The following is a 21,825-nucleotide window of genomic DNA, read 5'->3' on the forward strand; positions in this document are numbered from 1 at the left end:
AAGATGCTACATGGTTCAGGGTTTCGTGGCACGGTAGAGTCCGGCGGTGCCGAAGGTGTAGCTGGTCCAGGTGGCATTGATGAAACCTGCGTTGGCGATCAACTCGATCATGCGGGATGGACTGGGGAAGCGCGCTACGGAGTTGGGGAGATAGGTATAGGCGGCGGGGTCTCCCGAGATGAGGCCGCCGAAGCGGGGGAGAATCTGCTTGAAGTAGAGGTTATAGAGCGCTCCGGTGAGACCCGTGGGCTGGTTGAAGTCGAGGATGCCGATCTGGCCACCTGGCCGGAGGATACGGTGGAGTTCGGCTAGGCCCGCTTCGTAGTTGCTCAGGTTGCGGAAGCCGAAGGCCGAGGTGATGAGGTCGACGGAGTTGTCCGCGATGGGGAGGTGGAGTGCGTCGGCTTCGATGGGGATGATGTTGTGCGGTGCGAACTTCTCGGCTCCGCGGGAGAGCATCTGGTGGGAGAAGTCTACGGCGAGGATGGGAGCTTCGCTGCCGGTCTTTGGACGATGCTTGAGTAAAGCGAGGGTCATGTCGCCGGTGCCGCAGCAGAGGTCGAGGGCTACCGCTTCGGGGCGCTGGAGGATGGGGCGAAAGGTGCGAGCGGCGCGAGACCACCACCAGCGGTCGATGCCGACGGAGAGGACGTGGTTGAGCAGGTCGTACTTCGGCGCGATGGTGTCGAACATCTGCTGGACGTTCGCGGCCGCGTCCTGATCGGTGGTGGTACCGGTGGGACGGGCTCCGGTGGTGTGTTGGTGCTCGGGTGTGCCTTGTTGTGCTGCCATTACCGCTTGCGCTTTCGCGTAACAACTGGTGCGGCGGTGTGCTGGCGCATCAAGGCAAGCATGGATTCCGTTGCCGCAAGCAGCTCGGGCTGGGTGACGTCACGGACGATCTTCACCGTGCCGATGCTGGTGGGCAGGATGAAGGAGAGGGTGCCGCTGCGGTTCTTCTTGTCGCTGGAGGTGAGTGCTACCAGTTTTGCGGCGGTTGCCTTGAAGGACGAAAGCGGGCCATAGCGAAGGATGAGCGCGATGATGCGGTCGGACTGCGCCTGCGTGATGAGCTTGCGCGATAGGCCGAGATGCGTTGCGGCGATGGAGCCCCAGCCTACAGCCTCGCCGTGGAGAAGCTGCTTGTAGCTGGTGGCGGCCTCAATGGCGTGGCCGATGGTGTGGCCGTAGTTGAGGATCATGCGCAGGCCGGACTCGCGCTCATCGTTGGCGACGACGTCGGCCTTGACACGGACGCTGGCAGTGACGACGTGGGTGAGCGCCTTGGCGTCTCCCTTGAGGATAGCGTCGGCGTTCTGTTCCATGTACTTGAAGAGCTTTGCATTGCGGATGATTCCGGCCTTGATGGACTCCTGCAATCCAGCGCGGAGTTGCGCCGGCGGCAGGGTGGCGAGGATGTCGGTGTCGGCGAGGACGGCAAGAGGATGGTTGAAGCTGCCGACGAGATTTTTTCCGGCGACGAGGTTGACCCCGGTCTTGCCACCAACGGAGGAGTCGACCTGCGCGAGCAAGGTGGTGGGGATTTGCACGTAGGGGATGCCGCGCATGTAGATGGCGGCGAGGAAGCCGGTGACGTCGCCGATGACGCCGCCGCCGAAGGCGATGAGCAGCGAGTCGCGGTCGGCCCCGGCGGTGGCGAGCTGCTGCGCGAGGGACTCGACGCTGGCGAGGCGCTTGTGAGCTTCGCCGGATGGGAGGAAGAGGACCGTGGGCGCTTCTTTGAACGACGCCAGGACCTGCTTATGCCAGAGGCCCCAAATCTCGGGCGAGGTGACGATGAAAGGGCGGAACGGCTTGCCTTTGGTCAACTTGTTGAGGCGCGCGGATAAGGTGCGCAGCAGGCCGGAGGCGATGGTGATGTCGTAGGCGGCGGAGGGCGTCTTAAGTGAGATGACGGGCACAGTATCTCCATGGTATCGCGTGTTGCGGCGATTCTGCGTACGGTTGGGTAGTAGCATCGAAGGATGGAACAAGTTGATTTTCTTGTAGTCGGTGCGGGAATTGCGGGTCTGAGTGCGGCGATTTGCCTGGCGCGGGTGGGCAGGGTGATGGTCGTCACCAAGGAAGAGCTGGCTGAGTCGAACACGGCATACGCGCAGGGCGGCATTGCAGTGGCAATGGGCGGCGAGGAGGACGTCGCGCTGCATCTCGAAGACACGATGAGCGCGGGTGATGGGCTGGTGAATCGCGAGGCGGCGTCGGTGCTGGTGGAGCAGGGGCCGCGACGGGTGGAGGAACTGCTGGCGTGGGGAACGAAGTTCGATCGCGAGAACGGCGAGTTGATGCTGACGCGCGAAGGAGCGCATAGCCGGTCGCGGATTCTGCATGCGAATGGGGACGCCACGGGAAAAGAGATCGCCGTGTCGCTGCTGCGGCATGTGCGCGAGATGGATTCGATTGAGTTGATGGAGTGGACGACCGGCGTCGATCTGCTGATGGAAGGTGGGCGCGTCGTTGGAGCGACGCTGCTGGATGGCGAGGGCGGCGTACGCGTGGTTCGAGCGAAGGCGGTGCTGCTGGCCAGTGGCGGAGCAGGGCAGGTCTATAGCGACACGACGAATCCGGCCGTGGCCACCGGGGACGGCATTGCGATGGCTTACCGGGCGGGTGCTGAGGTGAGCGATATGGAGTTCTACCAGTTTCATCCGACGGCGTTCAGCGTGCCGGGTGCGCCGAGGTTTTTGATGAGCGAGGCGCTGCGGGGTGAGGGCGCGTATCTGGTGAATGCCAAAGGCGAGCGGTTTATGGAGCGGTATCATCCTCTGCTGGAGCTGGCTCCGAGAGATGTGGTGGCGCGTGCGATTACGCATGAGGGCATGGATGGTGAGGTTTATCTGGACATGCGCCACGTGAAGAAGGATCTGCAGACGCGGTTTCCTGGGATCTCGAAGTTTCTGGCGAAGTACAGGCTGGAGTTGGGCCGCGATTTGATCCCGGTGCGTCCGGCGGCGCACTACCTGATGGGCGGCGTAAGGACGGATGTGCATGGACGAAGCTCGTTGCCGGGGCTGTATGCAGCGGGCGAGGTGGCTTGCACGGGAGTCCACGGAGCGAATCGGCTGGCCAGCAACTCTTTGCTGGAAGGGCTGGTCTTCGGAGTGCTGGCTGCGGAGGCGATGATTGCCGATGACGGCACGCAGCACGAGCCTGTGGTTGAGGATCAGGGGGGCGAGGTGGCTGCCGTAGCGACAGGTTCTGCTACCGGGGAGAAAGCTACGGAGCGATGGATTGCGGAGCTGCGGGATCTGATGTGGAAATATGCAGGATTGCTGCGGGATGCTGCAGGATTGCAGGAGGCCAAGCGGCGGCTGGACGCGCTTGCGGTGACGATGCCGCGCGGGATGTTCCGGCGAGCGTTGGAGGCTCGCAATCTATATACCGTGGCCGAGTTGATCGTCGCTGCCGCGTTGGGACGTGAGGAGAGCAGGGGAGCGCACTACCGCAACGATTTTCCCGAGAGGGATGCGGTGGCGCGGCACTCGGTCATGTCGAAGGACGGATTGAAGTTTGTGGCTTAAAGTCTTCAGCCCAGCGAAAGATGCTTCGCTGGGCCGGAGATAACTTCTGCGAGCGAATTAGAAGCGGAGGTAGAAGCCGATACCTGGCTCGAAGGTCGAGGTGTGGTGCAGGATGGTCAGGTAGTTCTGTCCGAAGTCGGGGGCAAGGAAGAAGACCTGACGGAACTGGGCGCGGAAGCCGAAGTGCGGTGAGAACGCGTCATCGACACCGAGAGAGTAGTAGTAGGCCGCACGGGCCTGCTCGCGCAGTGACTGGCCGCCATAGGTGGTCGGACGGAAGGCGATGGAGCCGAGACCGCCGGAGACGAATGGCTGCAACGAGAATAGCTTCGGCGTATGGGCTACATAGCCGAGGGTGTACTCAGAGGCGTTGGTCTGTACGCCGGCGCTGGTAGCTCCTCCGCTTGTGGGGGAGCCGAAAGGGCTGAAGGTCTCGGTGTAACGAGCGTAGGTGTAGTTGCCTTCAAAGCCAAGATAGGGAGACTTGGTGTAACGAACAGTGATCAGCGCGCCGAGCGTGTTGCCGGTCGAGAGATTGACGGTGAGAGGGTTGCCATTGGCGTCCGTCGGGCCGCTCTTGGGAACGCCGCTGCCGCTGCCGTTGAACTGACCGATGCCGCTGATGCTGAAATCGATGCGGTCGAGCTGCTTGGAAAGTGCAGGGGACTGAGCTTTTGCGATTGGTCCCGCCAGAGTTGCGAGCAGGCAAAACAGAACACTCCGGGTGCAGGACAGGCGGGACACATTCAACATCGAGACGAGACTCCCTTGGATCGTAGGATCGTACTTTTGGCTAGTTGTTTTTAGCGCGAACTGATACTCATTCCAGTTTACCCCGGTTGCCGTGGCAGTGCCTCAGGATCGGGCGGAATCTGCTGTCGGCTCGACGATAAGGGTGAGACCGTCGATGCTGCGCACAAGAACGCTGGCCCCGGCAGGGAGGGTGGCATGGTCACGTAGAGATGCCTGCCAGATCTCGCCGCGGATCTCGACCTGACCGTTGGGCGTCAGAGGAGTCCGTGCGACGGCGATAGCTCCCAGCATGGCCTGAGGCCCGGTAAGGACCTTGCCGCGACGAGCACGCAGGGCGATCCAGGCCAGGCCGAACGAGATGGCTCCGAAGCCAATGCCTGCGCCGAGCGCGGTTCCGGTGTGTACCTGTAGCTCGGGTACCGAAGAGTTGACCAGGGTAGCCAAGCCGAAGACGAGGCAGATGGTTCCGGACAGCGCCAGCATGCCGTGGCTGGCGAACTTGGTTTCGAGCACCATCAGAACGACAGCCGCAATCAGCAGCAGCACCGCGGTGTGGCGGATGGGTAGCAGGTTCAGGCCGAAGAGGCTCAGCAGCACGAGCAGCGTTCCGATGGAGCCGGGAATGATGGTTCCGGGAACATTGAACTCGAGATAGATCAGCAGTCCGCCGAGCACAAGCAGAAGGACGGCGAGGTTGGGATCGGTGAGGCGGGTGAGCAGCCGCTCGCGTAGGGACGGTGCGATTTCGATGATGGTTGCGTTCTGGAGGTGAAGCGTGTCGGAGCTGCCATCGAAGCGTGTGATCGTGCGTCCGTCGAGCGAGGATAGCAGGGATTGATCGTTGTTGGATACGAGGTCGATGAGCTTGAGGTTGAGAGCCTCCTCGTCGCTGTAGGACTTCGAGTTGCGAACGGCATCTTCGGCGGCCTGTACGTTGCGTCCGCGACGAGAGACATAGGAACGGAGAAAGGCCGCGGCGTCGTTCTCGATCTTCTGCTTGAGGATGGCGTCAGGCTCGCGGCCTTCGGTGACTGGATGGGAGGCTCCGGCGTTCGTTCCGGGCGCCATGGCGGCTATATCTGCGGCCTCCAGCAGAAAGAAGCCTGCCGATCCGGCACGACTGCCGGTAGGCGAGATATAGACGATAACCGGAACGGAGGATTTTTCGATGGACTCGACCATGACGCGGGTTGAGTCAAGCAGACCACCCGGAGTGCCGAGCGAGACGATGACTGCCTTGGCATGGATGCGTGCGGCTTCGTCAAGACCGCGTTGGAGATAATCGGCCGTGATGGGCTGAACGGTATCGTGAATGATGAGTTTGACGACGACAGGCTTAGCGTTGTCGGCGCGTGCGATGGTGGACAGAAGACAGCACAGTGCCACCAGGAGCGCAGTGCGGAGCTTCAGCAAGGTCTTCATGGGATGCGCTGTCCGCGCGCGAGCAGAGCTTGCCGCATGGCCAGCGCTGCCGGGTTTTTGGGATCGAGCTTGAGAGCATTGCTGACATCGGCAGCAGAGGCGTCCATCTGTTTGGCTTCGAGCTCGATCTTGGCAAGGACCATGTAGGCGTCGGCTGTGGGACGGAGTTTGAGCGAGGTCTGCGCTTCGGCGCGAGCGTCATCGGTGTTGCCGGTGCGTGCGCGGATCTGGGCGAGACCAGTATGGGCAGCGGCACTCGAAGAATCGGCTGTGATAGCGGCCTGGAACTCCTGCTCGGCTTCGGGAATCAGCCCTTGCGTCAGGTATTCGTTGCCCGACTGCGTGTATTCAATGGCCTGTTTTGCAGGCGGCAGGTTGGCAAGACGCATGGCGCGCATCTGGTCGAGCTGAAAGGCTGCCTGGCGGAACGAGGCCTCGGAGTAGGTCCTGCGGATGCGCTCGAGCGGATCGAAGTCAGCTTCGTCGGACGATGACGTTGCAGCATCGGCGGTGCCGGATTTAGTAGAGGTTGCCGGAGTCGGTTTGAGGCTTCTGCCGGAGTGGATACGCGCCTTCAGCAAGTCTGCTTCCTTGTCCGTGGGACGGAGCTTCAGGGTCTCATCGACCTCTCGCTGTGCACCGGCAAAGTCGCCCTGACGAAGCAGCGAGACGGCGAGGTTGTAGTGATAGTCCGCGTCGTTGGGGTCGGCGGTGGAGGCGCGCTGGAAGAGAGGAACAGCGTTGTGCCCCTGACGGCTGGCGGCCACTCCCTGGTTGTTGACGACCTCGGGCAGCGGAAGGCGGCTGGCGACGAAGGCGAAGGCTGACTCGGCATCGGCGTATTTGCCGGAGTTGAAGCGGGCGAGGCCAAGGTAGAAGCCGGCTTCGAGCGCGCGACGGTCGCTATGCGGAACTTTGGCGAGGGTAGTGGCGGCCTGGTCGTACTCTCGCTGGGTGAACTGTGCCTTGCCCAGCGCGAGCAAAGCGGCAGGGTAATTGGGCGTAAGAGCAACAGCCATCTGGAGACGCTTAATTTGCTCCTGCGGCGAGGCCGCGCTGATGCCGCGAATATAGTTCTCAAACGAGTTCAGGGGAACCCCGCCGGCGGCGGCGAGGAAGGTTTGCTGCGCAACGTTGAAGTGGGGATCGATGCGCTTTGCGATCGTCCATGCAATGGAATTCTCGACGTCGAAGAGACGCGGCAGATCGCTGGAGTCGGAGAGCGGCTGCGATAGGCTGAGCTTGTCGACGTTCAGAATCTGCGCCTGCACATTGATGCGATTGTTGCTGACCGTATAGCTGCCCACGATGACGAAGTTGGCATCGAGCGTCTGGGCGATGCGGATGGTCGTGGCGCGGCTGGGCTTGAAGTCGACCGGCAGACCCAGATGGTCGAGCGCGTACTGGCGGTCGTCGGTGGTGATTGTAAGGAACCCGGCCGAGGTGAGCCGCTGATTGAGCGTGTCCGGGAACGAATCGCCAATCCAGTCGAGATTGGGCTGGCCGGAGCGGTTGTCAAAGGGCAGCACAAGGACGACACGGCCCATCCCCTGAGCCGGCTCGGTGTCAGCGGTGTTCTGTACCGCGTTGGCGAGGGGAGAAAGCCCAAGGGCGCAGCACAGGACGAGTGCAGCAGGCAGCCATTTTTTTCGAAGAATCGAGCGCGGGTTTAACAGTCTCAGCACAGCTATGAGTATAGAGCGTGTGTGCTAGCGCGGCAGCCTGAGCGATGCATCGACGATGCGAGGAAAGCGCAGGACGGCTGCCCACTCGCCTTTGCGATGCGCTTGCCAGACGACTTCTCCGTGCAGAAGGGCTGCGGCTGCGGCAGGGTGCATGTCGTGGTGGAAGTCGAAGAACTTTGCGTCTTCGGATTCATTTGGCTTGCTGAGATTGATCGTTCCCGGTGGCGGCTCCCACTTGGTGGAGAAGATAAAGGCGGTGTCGTAAGCTCCGGGATCGGCTGCGGCCTTCTGCATCTCGTCGATGGAGAAGTTGGGAATGGCTACCGTCTTAATGGAGTGGTGGGTGTAGCCGATCTCGGGGCGGGACAACTCCGACGTTGCGGGCCATGCGGTGAGGACGGTGGCCTGCGGGTAGTTATGCTCGATGAAGTGGACGGCCTGCTGATGCAGCACGATCATGTCCCGGTAGGTAAGGTTGTCTTCGGGTGCGAAGGCGTAAGGCGGGTTGATCCAGATGCCGCTGAGAAAGGCCGCTGCACTGAGCGCGGCAATGAGCCACCACTGTCGGAGATGACGCCGCCATATCGAGACGCATATCAGCAGCACCAAGGGATACATCGGCAACAGATAACGAGTAAGCAGCGCTCCGCCGAGGATGGAGAAGGCGATCCAGTTGGCGAGAAGGATGACGGCGATGGCCTTGATCGCAGGCTTGCGGATAGCTTGCGGAGCCGTGGGCGAAGCGAGGGGAATTAAGAAGACAGCCACGGTGGCGACGACAGGAACGAACATGTTCATGTGCGTCGTCAGGTGCAGGAAGCGGTGCCACAGGCAGAGGGCGATGCGGTAGGCGCTGAGGTTTGCGGTGGCGTTGTAGCGAAGGAACTCGGGGTTGCCGAAGATGAATCCGGTGCGGTGATAGTGATAGGCGTACCAGGCTACGAGCGGTGCGATGGGGAAGAGCAGCGCGGCGAGCCAGCCTAAGCTCTGGCGTTTGTTTGCGGCGCGGCTCTGGAGGAAGAGGATTGCCTCCCATAACGCGAGCGCTGCGGGAGTGATGATCGCGGTCTCCTTGGAGAGAACGGAGAGCGCGAACATGACGCTCGCTAGAATTTGATTTTTTGTAGTGCTTTGATCTGAGTCGTCACGGTCGAAATAGAAAGCAAGGCCCCAGAGGGTAAAGGCGGCTGCAAAGATGTCGGCGTGTGCGAGTGTGCTCTGCGCGAACCAGATGGGATAGATCGCCGTGAGGACGGTGACGACTGCGGCTGCGGTGGCTCCGGCAAGCGTACGTGTGAGCTTATAGACGCCGAGCAGGGCCGAGGCGCTGACGATGCAGACGAGCGTGCGCGTGCCGCTGACGACAAATCCGGAGAGATGCCACCACGCTGCCAGCAGGATGGAAGGCAGCGGCGGATGGGCATTGGTGACGGTGGTCTGCGGAATGAGACTTCCGGTGCGGAAAAAGTCCCACGCGGCGGGGATGTAGTAGCCGCCTTCGTCCCAGAAGTAGGGAAGGCGGAGCAGGGTGAGATGCGAGAGATAGACGGCGGCGAAGAAGAGCGGGAAGAGCATCCAGAGCGGAATGTCGCCCGGTGCGGAGTTGCCGGGCCTTGCGCCGCTGAATTTCTCCGGGGTACGCACTCTCTTAGTGAATGGGACCGTTGGGCGACGAAGGAACCTGTTCCAGCGTGATCTGGCCGAAGGCCTGTTCGTATTGGGCGAGGTTGTGGCCGAGGACGTTCCACAGGGCCTTGGCCTGCTGCGGGCTGAGGTAGATGCCCTCGAAGTTCTTGACGTGCAGCTCGTCGGGTGTCTCCTGGGTCATGGTGCCGAAGACGAGGAAGAAGTCCCATACGCTCATGCGTACCTGAACGCTGTTGGCGTAGTCTTCGCGATAGTTCTCGGTGTTGGTGAGTCGGAGGGCGGGCTGTTCAGTCGGCTGGTTGGCCGGGTTCTTGGGCTGGCTCATTTGGATCACTTTCGAGAGACTGCTTTGTGAGGCGGATGATAAAGAATTTGGTGCGAAAGGGGGGACTTGAACCCCCACGGATTGCTCCGCCAGATCCTAAGTCTGGTGCGTCTGCCAATTTCGCCACTTTCGCGTGTTGTAGAGCGTGTTCATTTGGTTGCTGCGCGGGTTGGATGCGCTGTCAACAGCGTACTGGTTAAGGTGGGGCTAATGCAATGGGACGTGGTTTGCACTGCCAGAGTTCAGTGGTCAGCAGGCCCGCCAGTGAGTAGTGATGCGCTATGCGTGTGAGTCCTGTCTGCGTGAGCGGTGTGGCGTGGTCTGGGAGTCGAACGGTACGAAGTCCCGTGATGATGCGGAATGCAAGGTAGAGAGAGCGCACGACGATGTGTGCAGGAAGGTGCATTGGTCCCTGTGGGATGCGAAAGTCGGAGACGAGCCAGAGAGCGTCTGGTGCGAGCGCAGGTGTGATACGAGCGATGAGAGTTTCGAGATCGGACTGGGTGAGACAGTCGAGGAAGAAATGGGTGACAACGAGGTCGTATGGGCCGATAGGCGCGAAGGTGAGTGCGCTGGTGTGATGAGTTTTGAGACGTGCGGCGTTGACTTCGCAACGCTTGCTCAAAAGCTGGAGCATAGTTGCGCTGATGTCTACGGCGTCAACATGGATGTGCGGGTTCGAGGCCAGGAGGGCCGCAAGGAAACGCCCATCTCCGTCGCCCATGACGAGGGCTTTCTTCCGATTGAGGAGAGCTGGAAGGAAGTGCAGGCGGCAGCGTTCGAGGGCGCGGCCGAGGGTGAGGTATTCGAGCCAGCGGTAGGGACGAGCGATGGGGTTGAAGTTGGGGTCAGAGGTCATCGAAGTCATCGATGGAGAAAAGCGATGAAAAGAACGGGAGTGATCAGCACCAGGTCTGCGGCGGCGCGCAGAGTAAGAGGTGCAATGTGGCGGCGATAGTGCAGCACGAGCAGAAGAACGGCAGAGATACTCGTGGCAGATGGGATTACCCACGGAGCGCGGTGATAGAAGAGAGCGAGCGCTGTTCCCGCGAGAGCGATAATGATGGCAAAGAGGGGCAGATGGCGGAGAGCGAAGCGGGTAGTGGCATGAGTAGGGTGGTCGGGGACTGAAGAGCGTTGAGGGTCGTGCTCCCAGGCATAGATGAAGAGGCAATTCGAACTGCAGAGCATCGCCAGAAGAAGCGCTGAGGGTAGAAGTGCAAGGCGCAGACTTGGTTGGCGCGCAACGGTAGGAATGAAGGTGGCGGCGGCGAAGAAGATGCCGACAGCGATCTCCTTGGGGAAGCGGTGGGCGCTGCGCGTGGCATGAATGAGGATGAAGTATCCGAACAACAGACCGCCAAGGATGAGGTAGAGGTGAATGGCTTCGGTGGAAAGATGAAACAGCAGAGGGGCGAGTGCTCCCGAAGCCAGCAGTATTCCGGTGAGGAAGGCGGTTCGGTGGCGGTGGTGGAAGTAGTGGCGGGCTTCGAGGTGTTGCTCCTGTCGTGACTGGCTATCGAGCAGCCGCGTGTCGAGAAGGCGATCAGCGGCGTAGAGCATCCAAACGGCGATGAACATTGCGGCGACGGAAGAGAGGGGAAGGCGGATGTGGTCGGCGGCGGCGATAAACCATACCCAGAGAGCGGCGATAGTAGGTGCGTCAAGAGAGAGAAGGTGCCAGAGGACAAGTGGGGAGCGTCGGTCTTTGGAGTGGGGTTTGGCTGCCGGTGTCAGTGTTGGTTGCGTCGAGGTTGACGATGCGAGAGCCACACTCTTATTTTAGGCGCGAAAAAAGGAGCAGCTCAAAAGGGAAGCTGCTCCTTTTTCCTGTTGCGTCCAATTTAAGCGGTTGCGGCGTCTTCGCTTGGAGCTAGCGCAGCCTCGGCGGGAATCTTTGCCGGTACAGCTTCGTGGGCCTCATGAGCTCCGGCAACCCACAGCCCAGGATCGATATCTGGAAAAACGCTGTCGCGAAGCTCGATCTCCGCGAGGCGTGCCTCCTGCGTCGGTGTCAGGCTGCCGCTCGATTCAAAGCCCTGCCAGATGGCTTTGACCTCGTTGAACTGATCGTTGTGCGTGAGGAAGCGAATCTCGGCGTAGTCACGCGCAGCCCCTGTCGTGATAAGGAACTGCCAGTCGGAGGACTCTAGCAGCAGCAGTTCGCGGCAGAGCTGTTGCATGATGCGCTTGCCCATCGCGGACTTGCGCCACTCACCGGCAGTGCAGACCTCGCGCGTATAAAGTTCGGCGGGATAGATGTGCGTGTAGGTCCACGAGGTATCGGGGTTCATCCAGACATGGTTGTTGCCCTCGGCTCCCCATGAGCCTTCATGCATAGCGATGAAGCCCGCGCGAGGATAACGGTTCAGATACTCGGCGCAACTGATCAACTCAATGCCCGTGTTGTGATCGTGGATGGTGCGCGCCACGGCCTCGAGCCACAGCGTTCCTTCAAACCACCAGTGGCCGAACAACTCTGCGTCAAAGGGAGAGCAGAGGATCGGCGGAATCGCGTCGTTGAAGCCGGACTGAAGCGCCTCCCACACCAGGTGGACGTAGTTGGCGGCATGAGACTTTACACGCTCTGCGGCATCCTGTGGATAGTAGGGCTGTTTGTCGCCCATGTCGACCTTGGAGCCGGTGACGCGCCAGTAGCGATGACCGCCGGGCCAGCGCTTTTTATGGAAGTCGAGATAGGTGCCGTCGCCGGGATAGCCGCTATCACCCGACCAGACCTGGACACCGGTGCGCGGATCGCGAGGAAAGATAGTAGTGGCGTTGGCCTTATCGTAAGGACCGTCGACATAGTACGGCTGGTAGAGACGGCGATAGTCGCGGTGCGTCATCTGCTCGGTCTGCTCGTCGGTCGGGACAGCGCCGTTGAGCAGCTCATAAGGCGAGGGAACGCGGTGCGACTCTTCGACGAGATGAGTATCGACGAAGAAGAAATCGATGTTGGACTCAGAGAGTGCCTGCTCCACGCCGATGCGGTCGAAGCCGGAAGGTGTTGGCGTGCCGTCTGCATTGGCGACTGGATAGTTCCAGAAGCCTGCGGGACGATAGCCGCACTCGGGTGCCCATATTCCCCTGGGATGCTCGCCGATGTGGCGGGTATGAGTGGCGACGGCGGTGCGAATCTGCGCGCGCACGCTCTCGTCCGTGCCTAAGAGCGGCATGTAGCCGTGAGTAGCGCCGCACGTGATGATGTCAATCAGGCCGATGTCGTTGAAGTGGCGGAAGGCCTTGATGATGTTCTGGTCGAAGTGATTGAAGTCTTCAAGCGCCTGCGAAAAAAAGCGATGCCAGAAGCGCGCAGTCTCGGCGTAGTGGGCCTCGCCCGACTGTGTGAAGAATGCCTCGTCTTCCTGCGCGGCGACAATCTTTCGTCCAAGATAGTTGGGGAACTCCGCGATAAAGACAGGATGCGAGAGCTGCTCCAGCAAAATAGGCGAGAGATTGAGATTGCAGTTGAAGCGGACGTTATCGCGCTCAAGATTCTTGAGGACGCGCAATAGCGGCAGATAGGTCTCAGCGGCAGCCTCGTGTAACCACTCCAGGCCATGGGGCCAGGTACCGTGATTGACTACGTAGGGCAGATGGGCGTGCAGAGTGAAGGTGAGAAACCCTGAAGGTTTTCTCGTAATGTTAACTGCGGTGTGTGGCGATGCCTTCGTCAAGACGGAGTACCTCAAAGAAGTAGTTTTCTTTCGGCAAAAGAAGCATCGTACTGGGTTTTTCTGGCCCGCTGATACCAAGTTTACACGAAGGGTGCGCAGTGAAATATCGGTCACGTGTGGTGGCAGATCAAGTGCCACCACACGAAAGAAGAGCGATAAAACTGAACCAGCGGTGGGATACGACTGCTACTGTTGTTGATCGTTTGGCCGCTGCTGGAGGTTGGGGTTATCGGATGCATTCCGCGGGTTGTTGGAGACGCGCAGAGAGATCGCATTCGTCAGATGAAATCGAACCAGGCTTTCCGAGGGAATTTGCACCTGCTCTCCCCGGGTGATGGCGTTGCTTCCGGCGCCTACGCCGCCACCTGCAGCCGCCCCGATGGCAGCTCCTTTGCCGCCGCCGAAGATGCCGCCGAGAATAGCTCCCACGGCTGCACCGCCGCCGGTTTTGATGGCGGTATTTTTGCCGCGTCCCTTGCCTGCTACGCTATAGGGCTCGGTCGTGAGGGCGACGCTATTGCCGCGGTGGCGGAGCCCTGTGAGTTCGATGGTCAAAAGAGAGTTGCCTTTGAAGTGAGCAGCTTCCTGCACGGCATCGACCCGGCCCGAGACGGCGGCGCCGTGGGGAATGGCGACGACTCCATCAATGACAACATCGCTGGCTACGGTGCCGCTGAAGCTGTCGCCCTGCTGCGTGCTGGCGCTATCGAGCGTTTGGGTAATGCGAATTGGCAAGGTCGTGCCCGCCGGAATGGTGACATCTCGGAAGGCAGGGGCTGCCGGTGCTGGCGGAGGAGGTGGCGGCGGCGGAGCGGCCTGAGCCTGCTCGGGAGGAGCGACGCGCTCGATGGGAGCAGGGGAGTGATCCGGCTCGGGCTTCGCCTTCTTCCTGATCGGTTCTTTGCGGGCGCGCTCAGTAGGCGGCGGTGCGATGACTGCGGGTTGAGGCGCAGGCTGCTGCTCTGGCTGCGCTGCCGCCTGTTGAACGGTGAGGTTATTGATGACCGTCTTAAGGCCCGCAACCTGGGCTGCATCCGAGGCGGCGAGCGAGCGAGCGGCGTCGTTACTGACGGTTCCGTTCAGCGTGGCGATACCATTTTCGACTGTGGCCTGGATGGATGCAGGTTGAAGTGCGCTGTCTCCTGCAATTCGAGACTGAACTGCGGTGGTAAGAGCAGCATCATCAGGCGGAGGAGAAGATTTTTTGCAACCACCAAGGCTGAGTGCTACAGCGAAAACGGCGGCAAGTGTAACGGCGCGCGGAACGGAGATGATATGGGAGACGTGCATAGAACCTCGTTATAGGCAGAGCTGTTGCAAACACTGTAACTCACTCTATTGGTATCAGATGCTGCGGCCTCATTAAGGGCTGTCCAAATAACCGCAACCGCTATGCAACAAAGCAATTTTGTAAGCTGTCTCATAGACGAATGCAGACCTGTAATCGTGAGGTCGGCGAGATAGAAGGGGAGCAGGCAGAGGTGCCGACGGCGCAACCTATTCCATCAGGAGGGCATCTTTTCCTTACAGGCTTGCTGACGTCACAAACGCTTTATCTTGCGCTAAAGGTTATGCTTGATGTTCGGCAGCGACCATGAGTTTATTCCGTCCGCTGGGGTATAAAGGCGGAGAGCCGATTTTGCATTCACAGAAGATAGGAGAAATGAATATGTCAGATAACGACAACGGTGTAGGCGGGTTGGGTTGGTTTTTGGCTGGTTTGGGCGTAGGCGCCCTCGTAGGTGTTCTCTACGCTCCCAAAGCCGGCAAAGAGACGCGCGAAGACCTGGTAGCGAGTGCGCTCGATGCGAAGGAGAGGGCAGCCGTCCTGGCCCAGCAGGGTAAAGAGCGCGCCGCCGATCTGGCAGCGCAGGGCAAACAGCAGGTCAGCGATTATGTCGATCGCGGCAAAGAGTATTATGACCGTGGCCGCAGCCAGTGGGCCGAGTATGTTGAGAAGGGCAAAGGCCTGGTGCAGGAGCAACAGGGCAAGGTTTCCGCCGCGATCGACGCAGGCAAGGATGCCTATGCGAACGCAACGAAGGACTTGGGCAAGGCTTAGTTGAATCCTGGGGCCTGATCTCCCGTGGATGGAGATCAGGCCCGAAATTTGTGTACTTGAAAGAGAGGCTGCATGATAGCGGCACAATTTGTTCTGTCGGGGATGTGGCTACAGGATGCCGACTCAATCTCTTCAGGCAACTCCCGGTTGCTGATGATCTTTGTGGGCATGGTTGCGGCGGCCTTGATCGTGCAGGCGATCGCGCTTGTAGTCATGGCTATTGGTGCAGCCAAGGCACGCAAGCGTGTATTGACGATTGTCGAAGAAGTTCGAGCAAAGGCGATGCCTGCCCTCGAAAGCACGCAGGACTTTATCGCCAATACCGCTCCGAAGATGATTACTCTTGCCGAGAACCTCGTCGAAACCAGTAACGTGGTTCGCAGTAAAGCCGCTGAATTCGATGCTACTCTCAGCGACGTCAACAGTAGAGCGCGGGTGCAGGCTGCTAGAGCCGACGATATTGTGACCACAGTTCTGACTAGCACGGCTGAGGCGGTGAATGCGGTTCAACGCGGCATCAATGTTCCCATTCGAGAGTTTAATGGCCTGATGAACGCTCTGAAGGCCGGACTCGATGTTCTGGTGGGGCGCAGCAAAAAGTTTGGCAGCGGTCGCGCTCAAGCGAACTATCGCGAGAGCAACGACATCGATCTCTAAACAAAGTTCAAATTCTTAAAAAATCCAACCACCCCCGACAACCTCGTCTTCTTGATAGAAGACGGCGGCTTGACCGGGGGTGATTGCACGTTGGGGCTCGTCAAAGATGGCGGTGACGGTTCCATCAGGTCCAGGGCTGAGTGTTGCTGCAGCGGGCGTGTGACGGTGGCGGACCTTGATGGTGACGCGGATGTCTTCGGTCAACTCGGGGATGGAGATCCAGTTGATGCGGTTGGCGCGCAGATTGGTGGACATCAGCTCGTCGTTTGAGCCGACGGTGACGCGATGACTGTCCGGGTGAATTGCGAGCACATACAGCGGATCGGCAGAGGTGAGTCCGAGGCCCTTGCGCTGACCTACCGTAAAGCTCTGAATGCCTTGATGATGACCGATGACCTCGCCTGAGCTGGAGACAAGTTCGCCCGCAGAGTCGGGAAGGTCTTCGCCCTGCTCGTCGAGATACGCCTTGAGGAAGGCGTTGTAGTCGCCGCCGGGGATGAAGCAGATCTCCTGCGAGTCGGGCTTTGTGGCTACATTGAGGCCAGCTTCGGAGGCCATCTCGCGCACGGCCGGCTTTTGCATCTCGCCGAGCGGGAAGAGCGTGCGGGAGAGCTGTTCCTGTGTCAGGCCGAAGAGGAAGTAAGTCTGGTCTTTCGAGTGGTCGGCGGGGCGGGAGAGAATCCAGCGCTGACGAGCTTCGTCGAAGCGGTTGCGAGCGTAATGACCGGTCGCGATGCGGTCGGCTCCGATCTGGCGAGCCGTGGTGAGTAACTGATCGAACTTTAAATGGTTGTTGCAGAGGGTGCAGGGAATCGGGGTTCGGCCTGCGAGGTATTCGGAGACGAAGGGCTTGACGACATCGGCCTCGAAGCGATCCTGCTGGTTGACGACATAGTAGGGAATGTCGAGCTGCTCGGCTACGTGGCGAGCGTCATACACATCATCGATAGAACAGCAGCGGCCTTGCACTGCTTCGGGCATTCCCTCGTGTCCGCTGAGGCGGCGCTGGTTCCAGAGCTGGAGGGTGAGGCCGACGAGCGTGTAGCCCTGCGAGCGCAGCAGCGCGGCGACGGCGGAGGAGTCGACTCCTCCGGACATGGCTACGGCGATGGTCTGCTGCTCGGGCATACTGCTTCTATTTTCGCAGATATCGCAGGGAAAAGACGAAATACAGGGGTCTCTCCACTCCGCTGCGCTCCGGTCGAGATGACGTGCTTCTGAGGCGACAATCACGAGCGTTGTGCCAGGTCCTTTTGAAAGAAGCCGTTCAGCTCGGCGAAGGTGATGGAGTTGTCCATTCCTGCCATGCTGTTTTGCTCGGCTATCTCGCGGGCGGCGCGGATGAAGCCGGTCCATGCGGCGCGGGCCAGTGCGGAGCCTACACTGATACGGCGCACACCGAGATCGGCCAGTTCGGGAACTTTGAGCCCGGCGCTCGAGGTGAGCAGGACGTTCACCGGTTTGGGGTGAACCGCCTTGACGATGGCCTCGATGTCGGCGCGTTTGGTTGCGCCGGGCGCGTAGAGCACGTCTGCGCCTGCCTCGGCGAAGGCCTCGAGGCGGAGGATGGCTTCGGCCAATGGCTGCGGATGACCGAGCAGGAAGCACTCCGACCTTGCTACGAGCAGAACATCTGCGCCGGAGGCCTTGATTGCTGCCTTTGCTGCCTTGATTCTTTCGACGGCGAGCGGCAGGTCGTAGAGCGGCTCTTCGCGGTCTCCGGTGGCGTCCTCGATGGAGAGGCCGGCGACGCCGGTTTCGACGCAGAGACGAACGTTTTCGGCGACGTCTTCGGGCTCGTTGGCGTAGCCGGATTCAAAGTCGGCGTTGACGGGCAGATCGACCGAGGCGACGATCTCGGCGATGTGGTTGAGCACCTGATCGCGGGAGACTGCCCAGTGCGCGTCGGGCAGACCGCTGGAGAAAGCAAAGCCGCCGCTGGTGGTCGCCAGCGCCTTAAAGCCCAGGCTGCGGAGGTAGCGGGCTGAACCTACGTCCCATGGGTTCGGGAGGATGAAGCAGCCGCTCTCGTGGAGCTTTCGGAATGCGGTGCGGCGGGTGACGAAGTCGGTCATCTTGTCCTCCTTGGGGGTACCTCCCCTGGTGTACTTAAGTCCTAAAGTATTGATTATAAAGAGTTTATTTTGTAAAGTCTTGCATCGAAAGGAGTTACGAGTGAAGCTGCGGCTGATTGCTCTTTTTTCTATCTGCTCTTTCTATTTTACCGAGTTGGACGAAACTAACATGCAATGTCTATCAGGCTTGTTTTGTCAGGGTTATATGCTTTTGGACTTGACACGTTATTTTGCTGAGGGCAAAAGACAAAATACAGGGGTCTCTCCACTCCGCCACGCGATGAAACTGCGCGGCTCCGGTCGAGATGACGTGGGTTGAGGTAGCCTGCCTACGGTATGCGTTACTTTTTGGCGAAGGAGCGTACAAGGATGACCATGTTCCAAACGCCGTCGGTGTTCAGACGGTCACCTTCGCCGGTCATCTGGCCTTTGCCGTTCTTGATGATGTAGAAGATCTCGCCGTCGGAGAGGTCTTTGAGGGCTGCGGGGTCGGTGTAGTCCTTGAGCGGAGGCTTTATGTCGGCGGCGAGGTCGCCCTTGCCGTTGCCATTTTCTCCGTGGCAGACGGCGCAATCGTACCCGTACATCTTTTTAGCCTGGGCCTGAGACTCAGCCGTGGGCTTTACGGGATTGACCAGAGTTTTGGCGTCGGCCGGCATTGCGGGAGTCGCTGCAGCGGGTGCAGACGCAGGCGGAGGTGCGGCTGCGGATGCGGAGGTCGGTTGCTGGGGCGAGGGGACGAAGAGCAGGAGAGCGGGAAGAGCGAACAAAGGCTTCAACATGCGAGCCACCTTACTTGTCGACGGCATCTTATGCCTCAACCGATCCAATGGGAAGCTTTATCTTCTTTCAAGGCCAGAGATCATATAATTCACCGGCTGGCGGAGGGATGGATGCGGCAGGGAGGGTTTCATCGTTGGAGACGGTTGCAGGGGGTTCGCCGGTGGAGTTGGGTGCTGTTGCTTCTGGCTGCGGGAAGAACAGCCTTTGCCGGGCCGCCGTTTCAGACAGACGATCCCGACCCGGTGGCTTATCGGCACTTTGAGGCGTATGCCTTTGAGTTGTCGGATGGGACGGTTCCGGGTGGGACGATGTTGGAGATTCCTAGTTTTGAGATGAACTGGGGCGTGGTGCCGAATGTTCAGCTACATCTGGTCGTTCCGGTGGGGGCGAGCTTTGCTCCGAATGGAGGGCCGGTGCATTACGGCGTTGGCGATACGGAACTGGGCGCCAAGGTACGGCTGGTGAAGGAGACGAAGCGGGTGCCTGAGGTGGGTATCTTTCCTTTTGTGGAGCTGCCCAGCGGAAGTGCGGCGAATGGGTTGGGGGTGGGGACGACGTGGTATCGTCTGCCGCTTTGGATACAGAAGAGCTGGGGGCCGTGGACGAGTTACGGCGGGGGCGGAGAGGCGGTTGTGCCGCAGACGGGGTATAAGAACTATCCGTTTGCGGGATGGCTGGTGCAGCGGCAGATGAACAAGAAGGTGATGCTGGGTGTGGAGCTGTTTGGGCATGGTGCGGAGGGTGAGGCGGCGACCAGCACGCGGTCTTCGACGATGGCTGACCTTGGCGGATCGTATGAGTTCAAGGATGGGTTCGATCTGTTGTTCGCGGCGGGGCGAAGCGTTGCAGGTCAGGCAGAGACGTATACCTATCTGGCGCTCTACTGGACCTGGGGCAAGGATGCGAAGGGCGGAGACGAAAAGGGTGGCGGCGCGCCGGGCGGAATGTTGCAGAAGATTCATCTGCGATAAAGAAAAGCAGGCAGAGGTACGGGTGCTATTGTCGGAGACAGTTGTGGGCGAGGTGGCTTGATGGAAGTGACGGTGCGGGGCATTGTGTCGGGTGTGCATGGCCTGTTGTTCGGCGGATTTTTTCTGATGGCGATCTTTGGAGTCGTAGTTGAGCTGTTCCGTTCGGCCTATGCGAAGGAGCCGTTCGAGCTTACGGAACGCGGCTATTCGCTGGAGAGAATTTATCTGATCGTGATGGCCGCGCTGGGATGGGCGGCGGTGCTTTCAGGTGCTTATGTGGTGTATCCGTGGTATCGCGCGGCGCTGCCTGCGGGGGTGACGAATCTGGCCGGCTATCCGCAACGACTGTTGATGTCGAGTGCGGCAACGGTGGAGTGGCACACGCTGGGGATGGAGTGGAAGGAGCATGTGGCGTGGTTTGCTCCGATTGCGATGACGATGGTGGCTTATGTGTTGGTGAAGTATCGCGGCTCGTTGAAGCGGCACGGCGAGATGCGTCGCGCCGTGGTTGCGTTTGCGGTAGCAGCGCTGCTGGCTGGAGGGATCGCGGGATGTTTCGGCGCGCTCATCGATAAGGCTGCGCCGGTCGAGGGTGGAGGGACGGTGCATTTGATGGGAGGTGCGCGATGAATAGGAGCGTGGCGGAGGAGAGTTTGAGGGAGCCGGAGGGGCGGCTTGCCAATGGGCCTGGCGGGGCTGCGATTCTGAGTGCCGGGATTGGATGTTTTGCGATCGGCGTGCTGGCGCTGATGGGTGACGGCTCGAAGAGGATGGCGGGCCTGTTTACGTTCTATCGGCCAACGGGGCCGCTCTCGGGCGTAAGTACGTTGGGTATCGTGGTGTGGCTGGCGGTTTGGGTTGTGCTTGCGAGACGATGGCGGACGAAGGTTGTCGCCATGGGCAAGGTGAATCTTGCAGCGTTTATTTTTCTCGCGCTTGGCCTTCTGCTGACGTTTCCGCCGATCGGGGATCTGTTGCTGGGAAAGTGATGGGAGCGAGAGCGCGGGCGCGGATGGATGCCGGGAGGATGAGGACGTTGGTGAAGAGGATGAGAGCGAAGGTCAGGGACGGGAAGTAGGCGAGGCCGGTTGGGGCGGCCTGAATGACTTCGAGGGCGAGGACGGCGGTGATGAGGCCGCGTGGGATCAGCAGGGTGGCGAACTCTAGTTCGCGGTAAGAGGCTCCGCGCCATACGATGCGGCTGCAGAAGACGGCAAGGATGCGGGCGATGAGAAATACGCCAAGAATGCCGAGGCTGGGGAGGAGCTGTTTTTTCAATCCGTCGAACTGGATCATGGCTCCGAGCAGGACGAAGAAGAAGCTGCGGACGAGGAATGCCAGCTCGGAGTGGAAGGAGTGGATCTTGTCGCTGTGGCCTGGCGCGATGATCTCGAAGCCGAATCGCTGCATGGAATTTTGCGGATCGAGCAGGCTGGCGAGTGTGGCGCCGAAGACCATGACGGCGAAGAGCGAGCTGCCGCCGATGGCGTCGGTGATGGAGTAGACGATCAGGACGACGGCGAAGGTGAGGACTTGCCAGAACTGCTTGTCGGAGACGCTCGGCAACAGGCGCACCCAGAGGAATCCGGCGGCGACGGCGACGACGAATGCCAGCAGGAATTTGAAGATGAACATGGCGAAGGCGCTGCCGAGAATAGCGCCGCTGCTGGTATGCAGGGACATGCTTCCGCCGTTGGCGAGGCCGAGGAGGACGCCCACGCCGATGGCGCCGAGACCGTCGCCGAAGGAGGCTTCGATGACGAGGGTGGTTTTGAGGTCGTGGCGGAGGTCGAGCTGGTCGAGGGTGGGGAGGATGATGGAACTGCTCATGCAGGCGAGTGCCGCTGCGATGAGGAGCGACGGCATTCTTTCCATGCTGAGGACGCGCATGCAGAAATAAGCGACGCCTGCGAAGGTAAGGCCGTAGCTGAGGATGGCCAGCGTCATGCCGGCGGTGAACTGCTTGAGGGCGCGACGGAGGTCAAGCTCGAGGCCGGCGGCGAAGAGGATCAGGATGAGAGCGACGGTGCCGACTCCGCGAATGAGCTCAGGGAAGCGGTCGGCGTGAATCCAGTGCAGGACGGGGCCCAGAACAATGCCGCAGATGAGAAGGACGATGACGTCGGGCACACGGGTGCGGCGGGAGAAACGATTGGTCACGAAGGCGAGAACGAGCAGGCCGCCGAGCAGTCCCAGAAAATTGGTGAGAGTTAAAGTCACAGGTTA

22 protein-coding genes and 1 tRNA gene are annotated in these 21,825 nt (G+C 60.3%); 7 read left to right on the top strand and 16 right to left on the bottom strand.

Features of this window, described 5'->3' with window-relative positions:
• Window positions 1-15 precede the first annotated feature (15 nt).
• Both ubiE and aroB read right to left on the bottom strand, forming a co-directional pair.
• Window positions 16-792, bottom strand: coding sequence for a bifunctional demethylmenaquinone methyltransferase/2-methoxy-6-polyprenyl-1,4-benzoquinol methylase UbiE (gene ubiE / locus IEW09_RS13685; RefSeq protein WP_188554768.1), 777 nt, complete (start codon window positions 790-792; stop codon window positions 16-18).
• Complete coding sequence (aroB, locus tag IEW09_RS13690; RefSeq protein WP_229739313.1) at window positions 792-1,922, bottom strand: 3-dehydroquinate synthase; 1,131 nt, start codon at window positions 1,920-1,922, stop codon at window positions 792-794. Before aroB ends, ubiE begins: the two co-directional genes overlap by 1 nt.
• A 63-nt stretch (window positions 1,923-1,985) precedes the next feature.
• Here aroB and nadB point away from each other — a divergent pair, with 63 nt between their 5' ends.
• Window positions 1,986-3,539: an L-aspartate oxidase gene (gene nadB, locus IEW09_RS13695; protein ID WP_188554770.1), complete on the top strand. Its 1,554-nt coding sequence runs from the start codon at window positions 1,986-1,988 to the stop codon at window positions 3,537-3,539.
• Window positions 3,540-3,596: 57 nt separating this feature from the next.
• Here the strand turns inward: nadB and IEW09_RS13700 are convergent, their stop codons facing one another.
• From IEW09_RS13700 to IEW09_RS13745, 10 genes are all read right to left on the bottom strand, one after another.
• On the bottom strand, window positions 3,597-4,292 hold the full coding sequence (locus tag IEW09_RS13700; protein WP_188554771.1) for a putative outer membrane beta-barrel protein: 696 nt from the start codon (window positions 4,290-4,292) through the stop codon (window positions 3,597-3,599).
• Window positions 4,293-4,394: 102 nt separating this feature from the next.
• Complete coding sequence (locus IEW09_RS13705; RefSeq protein ID WP_188554772.1) at window positions 4,395-5,714, bottom strand: NfeD family protein; 1,320 nt, start codon at window positions 5,712-5,714, stop codon at window positions 4,395-4,397.
• Window positions 5,711-7,399 carry a tetratricopeptide repeat protein gene (locus IEW09_RS13710; RefSeq protein WP_229739314.1) on the bottom strand — a complete coding sequence of 563 codons (1,689 nt, stop codon included), beginning with the start codon at window positions 7,397-7,399 and terminating at the stop codon, window positions 5,711-5,713. Before IEW09_RS13710 ends, IEW09_RS13705 begins: the two co-directional genes overlap by 4 nt.
• Before the next feature lie 24 nt (window positions 7,400-7,423).
• Window positions 7,424-9,043, bottom strand: a complete 1,620-nt coding sequence (locus tag IEW09_RS13715) for an ArnT family glycosyltransferase (protein WP_229739315.1) — start codon at window positions 9,041-9,043, stop codon at window positions 7,424-7,426.
• Window positions 9,044-9,047: 4 nt separating this feature from the next.
• Complete coding sequence (locus IEW09_RS13720) at window positions 9,048-9,371, bottom strand: DUF3467 domain-containing protein (protein WP_188554773.1); 324 nt, start codon at window positions 9,369-9,371, stop codon at window positions 9,048-9,050.
• Window positions 9,372-9,419: 48 nt separating this feature from the next.
• Window positions 9,420-9,504, bottom strand: a tRNA-Leu gene (locus IEW09_RS13725).
• A gap of 63 nt (window positions 9,505-9,567) precedes the next feature.
• A complete protein-coding gene (locus tag IEW09_RS13730) occupies window positions 9,568-10,239 on the bottom strand; it encodes a class I SAM-dependent methyltransferase (protein WP_229739316.1) in 672 nt (223 codons plus the stop codon).
• Window positions 10,236-11,144, bottom strand: coding sequence for a hypothetical protein (locus IEW09_RS13735; RefSeq protein WP_229739317.1), 909 nt, complete (start codon window positions 11,142-11,144; stop codon window positions 10,236-10,238). Before IEW09_RS13735 ends, IEW09_RS13730 begins: the two co-directional genes overlap by 4 nt.
• 71 nt (window positions 11,145-11,215) lie before the next feature.
• Window positions 11,216-13,051, bottom strand: coding sequence for a glycoside hydrolase family 57 protein (locus IEW09_RS13740; RefSeq protein ID WP_188554774.1), 1,836 nt, complete (start codon window positions 13,049-13,051; stop codon window positions 11,216-11,218).
• Window positions 13,052-13,237: 186 nt separating this feature from the next.
• Window positions 13,238-14,341 carry a BON domain-containing protein gene (locus IEW09_RS13745; protein WP_188554775.1) on the bottom strand — a complete coding sequence of 368 codons (1,104 nt, stop codon included), beginning with the start codon at window positions 14,339-14,341 and terminating at the stop codon, window positions 13,238-13,240.
• Window positions 14,342-14,720: 379 nt separating this feature from the next.
• Here IEW09_RS13745 and IEW09_RS13750 point away from each other — a divergent pair, with 379 nt between their 5' ends.
• A complete protein-coding gene (locus tag IEW09_RS13750; protein ID WP_188554776.1) occupies window positions 14,721-15,113 on the top strand; it encodes a YtxH domain-containing protein in 393 nt (130 codons plus the stop codon).
• 72 nt (window positions 15,114-15,185) lie between these two features.
• Window positions 15,186-15,770, top strand: a complete 585-nt coding sequence (locus IEW09_RS13755) for a hypothetical protein (protein ID WP_188554777.1) — start codon at window positions 15,186-15,188, stop codon at window positions 15,768-15,770.
• A gap of 15 nt (window positions 15,771-15,785) precedes the next feature.
• On the opposite strand, the gene mnmA is transcribed toward IEW09_RS13755, so the two are convergent.
• Together mnmA and IEW09_RS13765 are read right to left on the bottom strand one after the other, a co-directional pair.
• Window positions 15,786-16,898, bottom strand: coding sequence for a tRNA 2-thiouridine(34) synthase MnmA (gene mnmA / locus IEW09_RS13760; protein WP_188554778.1), 1,113 nt, complete (start codon window positions 16,896-16,898; stop codon window positions 15,786-15,788).
• A gap of 101 nt (window positions 16,899-16,999) precedes the next feature.
• A complete protein-coding gene (locus IEW09_RS13765) occupies window positions 17,000-17,845 on the bottom strand; it encodes an isocitrate lyase/PEP mutase family protein (protein ID WP_188554779.1) in 846 nt (281 codons plus the stop codon).
• 100 nt (window positions 17,846-17,945) lie between these two features.
• Here IEW09_RS13765 and IEW09_RS13770 point away from each other — a divergent pair, with 100 nt between their 5' ends.
• The gene (locus IEW09_RS13770; RefSeq protein ID WP_188554780.1) at window positions 17,946-18,164 is read left to right on the top strand and encodes a hypothetical protein; all 219 of its coding nucleotides are present in this window, start codon (window positions 17,946-17,948) and stop codon (window positions 18,162-18,164) included.
• Window positions 18,165-18,186: 22 nt separating this feature from the next.
• On the opposite strand, the gene IEW09_RS13775 is transcribed toward IEW09_RS13770, so the two are convergent.
• Window positions 18,187-18,627: a c-type cytochrome gene (locus IEW09_RS13775; protein WP_188554781.1), complete on the bottom strand. Its 441-nt coding sequence runs from the start codon at window positions 18,625-18,627 to the stop codon at window positions 18,187-18,189.
• Between the two features lie 111 nt (window positions 18,628-18,738).
• Here IEW09_RS13775 and IEW09_RS13780 point away from each other — a divergent pair, with 111 nt between their 5' ends.
• From IEW09_RS13780 to IEW09_RS13790, 3 genes are read left to right on the top strand one after another with little or no spacing between them, the layout of a single operon-like run.
• Window positions 18,739-19,599 (top strand): transporter family protein, encoded by an 861-nt coding sequence (locus tag IEW09_RS13780; protein WP_188554782.1) that lies wholly within the window; start codon window positions 18,739-18,741, stop codon window positions 19,597-19,599.
• A 60-nt stretch (window positions 19,600-19,659) separates the two neighbouring features.
• Window positions 19,660-20,229, top strand: coding sequence for a hypothetical protein (locus IEW09_RS13785; RefSeq protein ID WP_188554783.1), 570 nt, complete (start codon window positions 19,660-19,662; stop codon window positions 20,227-20,229).
• Window positions 20,226-20,588, top strand: a complete 363-nt coding sequence (locus tag IEW09_RS13790; protein ID WP_188554784.1) for a hypothetical protein — start codon at window positions 20,226-20,228, stop codon at window positions 20,586-20,588. The genes IEW09_RS13785 and IEW09_RS13790 overlap by 4 nt, the downstream gene beginning before the upstream one ends.
• On the opposite strand, the gene IEW09_RS13795 is transcribed toward IEW09_RS13790, so the two are convergent.
• On the bottom strand, window positions 20,521-21,819 hold the full coding sequence (locus IEW09_RS13795) for a cation:proton antiporter (RefSeq protein WP_188554785.1): 1,299 nt from the start codon (window positions 21,817-21,819) through the stop codon (window positions 20,521-20,523). The two genes, IEW09_RS13790 and IEW09_RS13795, sit on opposite strands and share 68 nt — an antisense overlap.
• Between the last annotated feature and the right edge of the window lie 6 nt (window positions 21,820-21,825).

The organism is Edaphobacter dinghuensis, assembly GCF_014640335.1.
Classification (GTDB): domain Bacteria; phylum Acidobacteriota; class Terriglobia; order Terriglobales; family Acidobacteriaceae; genus Edaphobacter; species Edaphobacter dinghuensis.

Coding starts and splice junctions, on each gene's coding strand:
- ubiE (WP_188554768.1), bottom strand. CDS start 792: ATGGCAGCACAACAAGGCACACCCGAGCACCAACACACCACCGGAGCC.
- nadB (WP_188554770.1), top strand. CDS start 1,986: ATGGAACAAGTTGATTTTCTTGTAGTCGGTGCGGGAATTGCGGGTCTG.
- IEW09_RS13700 (WP_188554771.1), bottom strand. CDS start 4,292: ATGTTGAATGTGTCCCGCCTGTCCTGCACCCGGAGTGTTCTGTTTTGC.
- IEW09_RS13705 (WP_188554772.1), bottom strand. CDS start 5,714: ATGAAGACCTTGCTGAAGCTCCGCACTGCGCTCCTGGTGGCACTGTGC.
- IEW09_RS13720 (WP_188554773.1), bottom strand. CDS start 9,371: ATGAGCCAGCCCAAGAACCCGGCCAACCAGCCGACTGAACAGCCCGCC.
- IEW09_RS13730 (WP_229739316.1), bottom strand. CDS start 10,239: ATGACTTCGATGACCTCTGACCCCAACTTCAACCCCATCGCTCGTCCC.
- IEW09_RS13745 (WP_188554775.1), bottom strand. CDS start 14,341: ATGCACGTCTCCCATATCATCTCCGTTCCGCGCGCCGTTACACTTGCC.
- IEW09_RS13750 (WP_188554776.1), top strand. CDS start 14,721: ATGTCAGATAACGACAACGGTGTAGGCGGGTTGGGTTGGTTTTTGGCT.
- IEW09_RS13755 (WP_188554777.1), top strand. CDS start 15,186: ATGATAGCGGCACAATTTGTTCTGTCGGGGATGTGGCTACAGGATGCC.
- mnmA (WP_188554778.1), bottom strand. CDS start 16,898: ATGCCCGAGCAGCAGACCATCGCCGTAGCCATGTCCGGAGGAGTCGAC.
- IEW09_RS13765 (WP_188554779.1), bottom strand. CDS start 17,845: ATGACCGACTTCGTCACCCGCCGCACCGCATTCCGAAAGCTCCACGAG.
- IEW09_RS13775 (WP_188554781.1), bottom strand. CDS start 18,627: ATGTTGAAGCCTTTGTTCGCTCTTCCCGCTCTCCTGCTCTTCGTCCCC.
- IEW09_RS13780 (WP_188554782.1), top strand. CDS start 18,739: ATGCGGCAGGGAGGGTTTCATCGTTGGAGACGGTTGCAGGGGGTTCGC.
- IEW09_RS13785 (WP_188554783.1), top strand. CDS start 19,660: ATGGAAGTGACGGTGCGGGGCATTGTGTCGGGTGTGCATGGCCTGTTG.
- IEW09_RS13790 (WP_188554784.1), top strand. CDS start 20,226: ATGAATAGGAGCGTGGCGGAGGAGAGTTTGAGGGAGCCGGAGGGGCGG.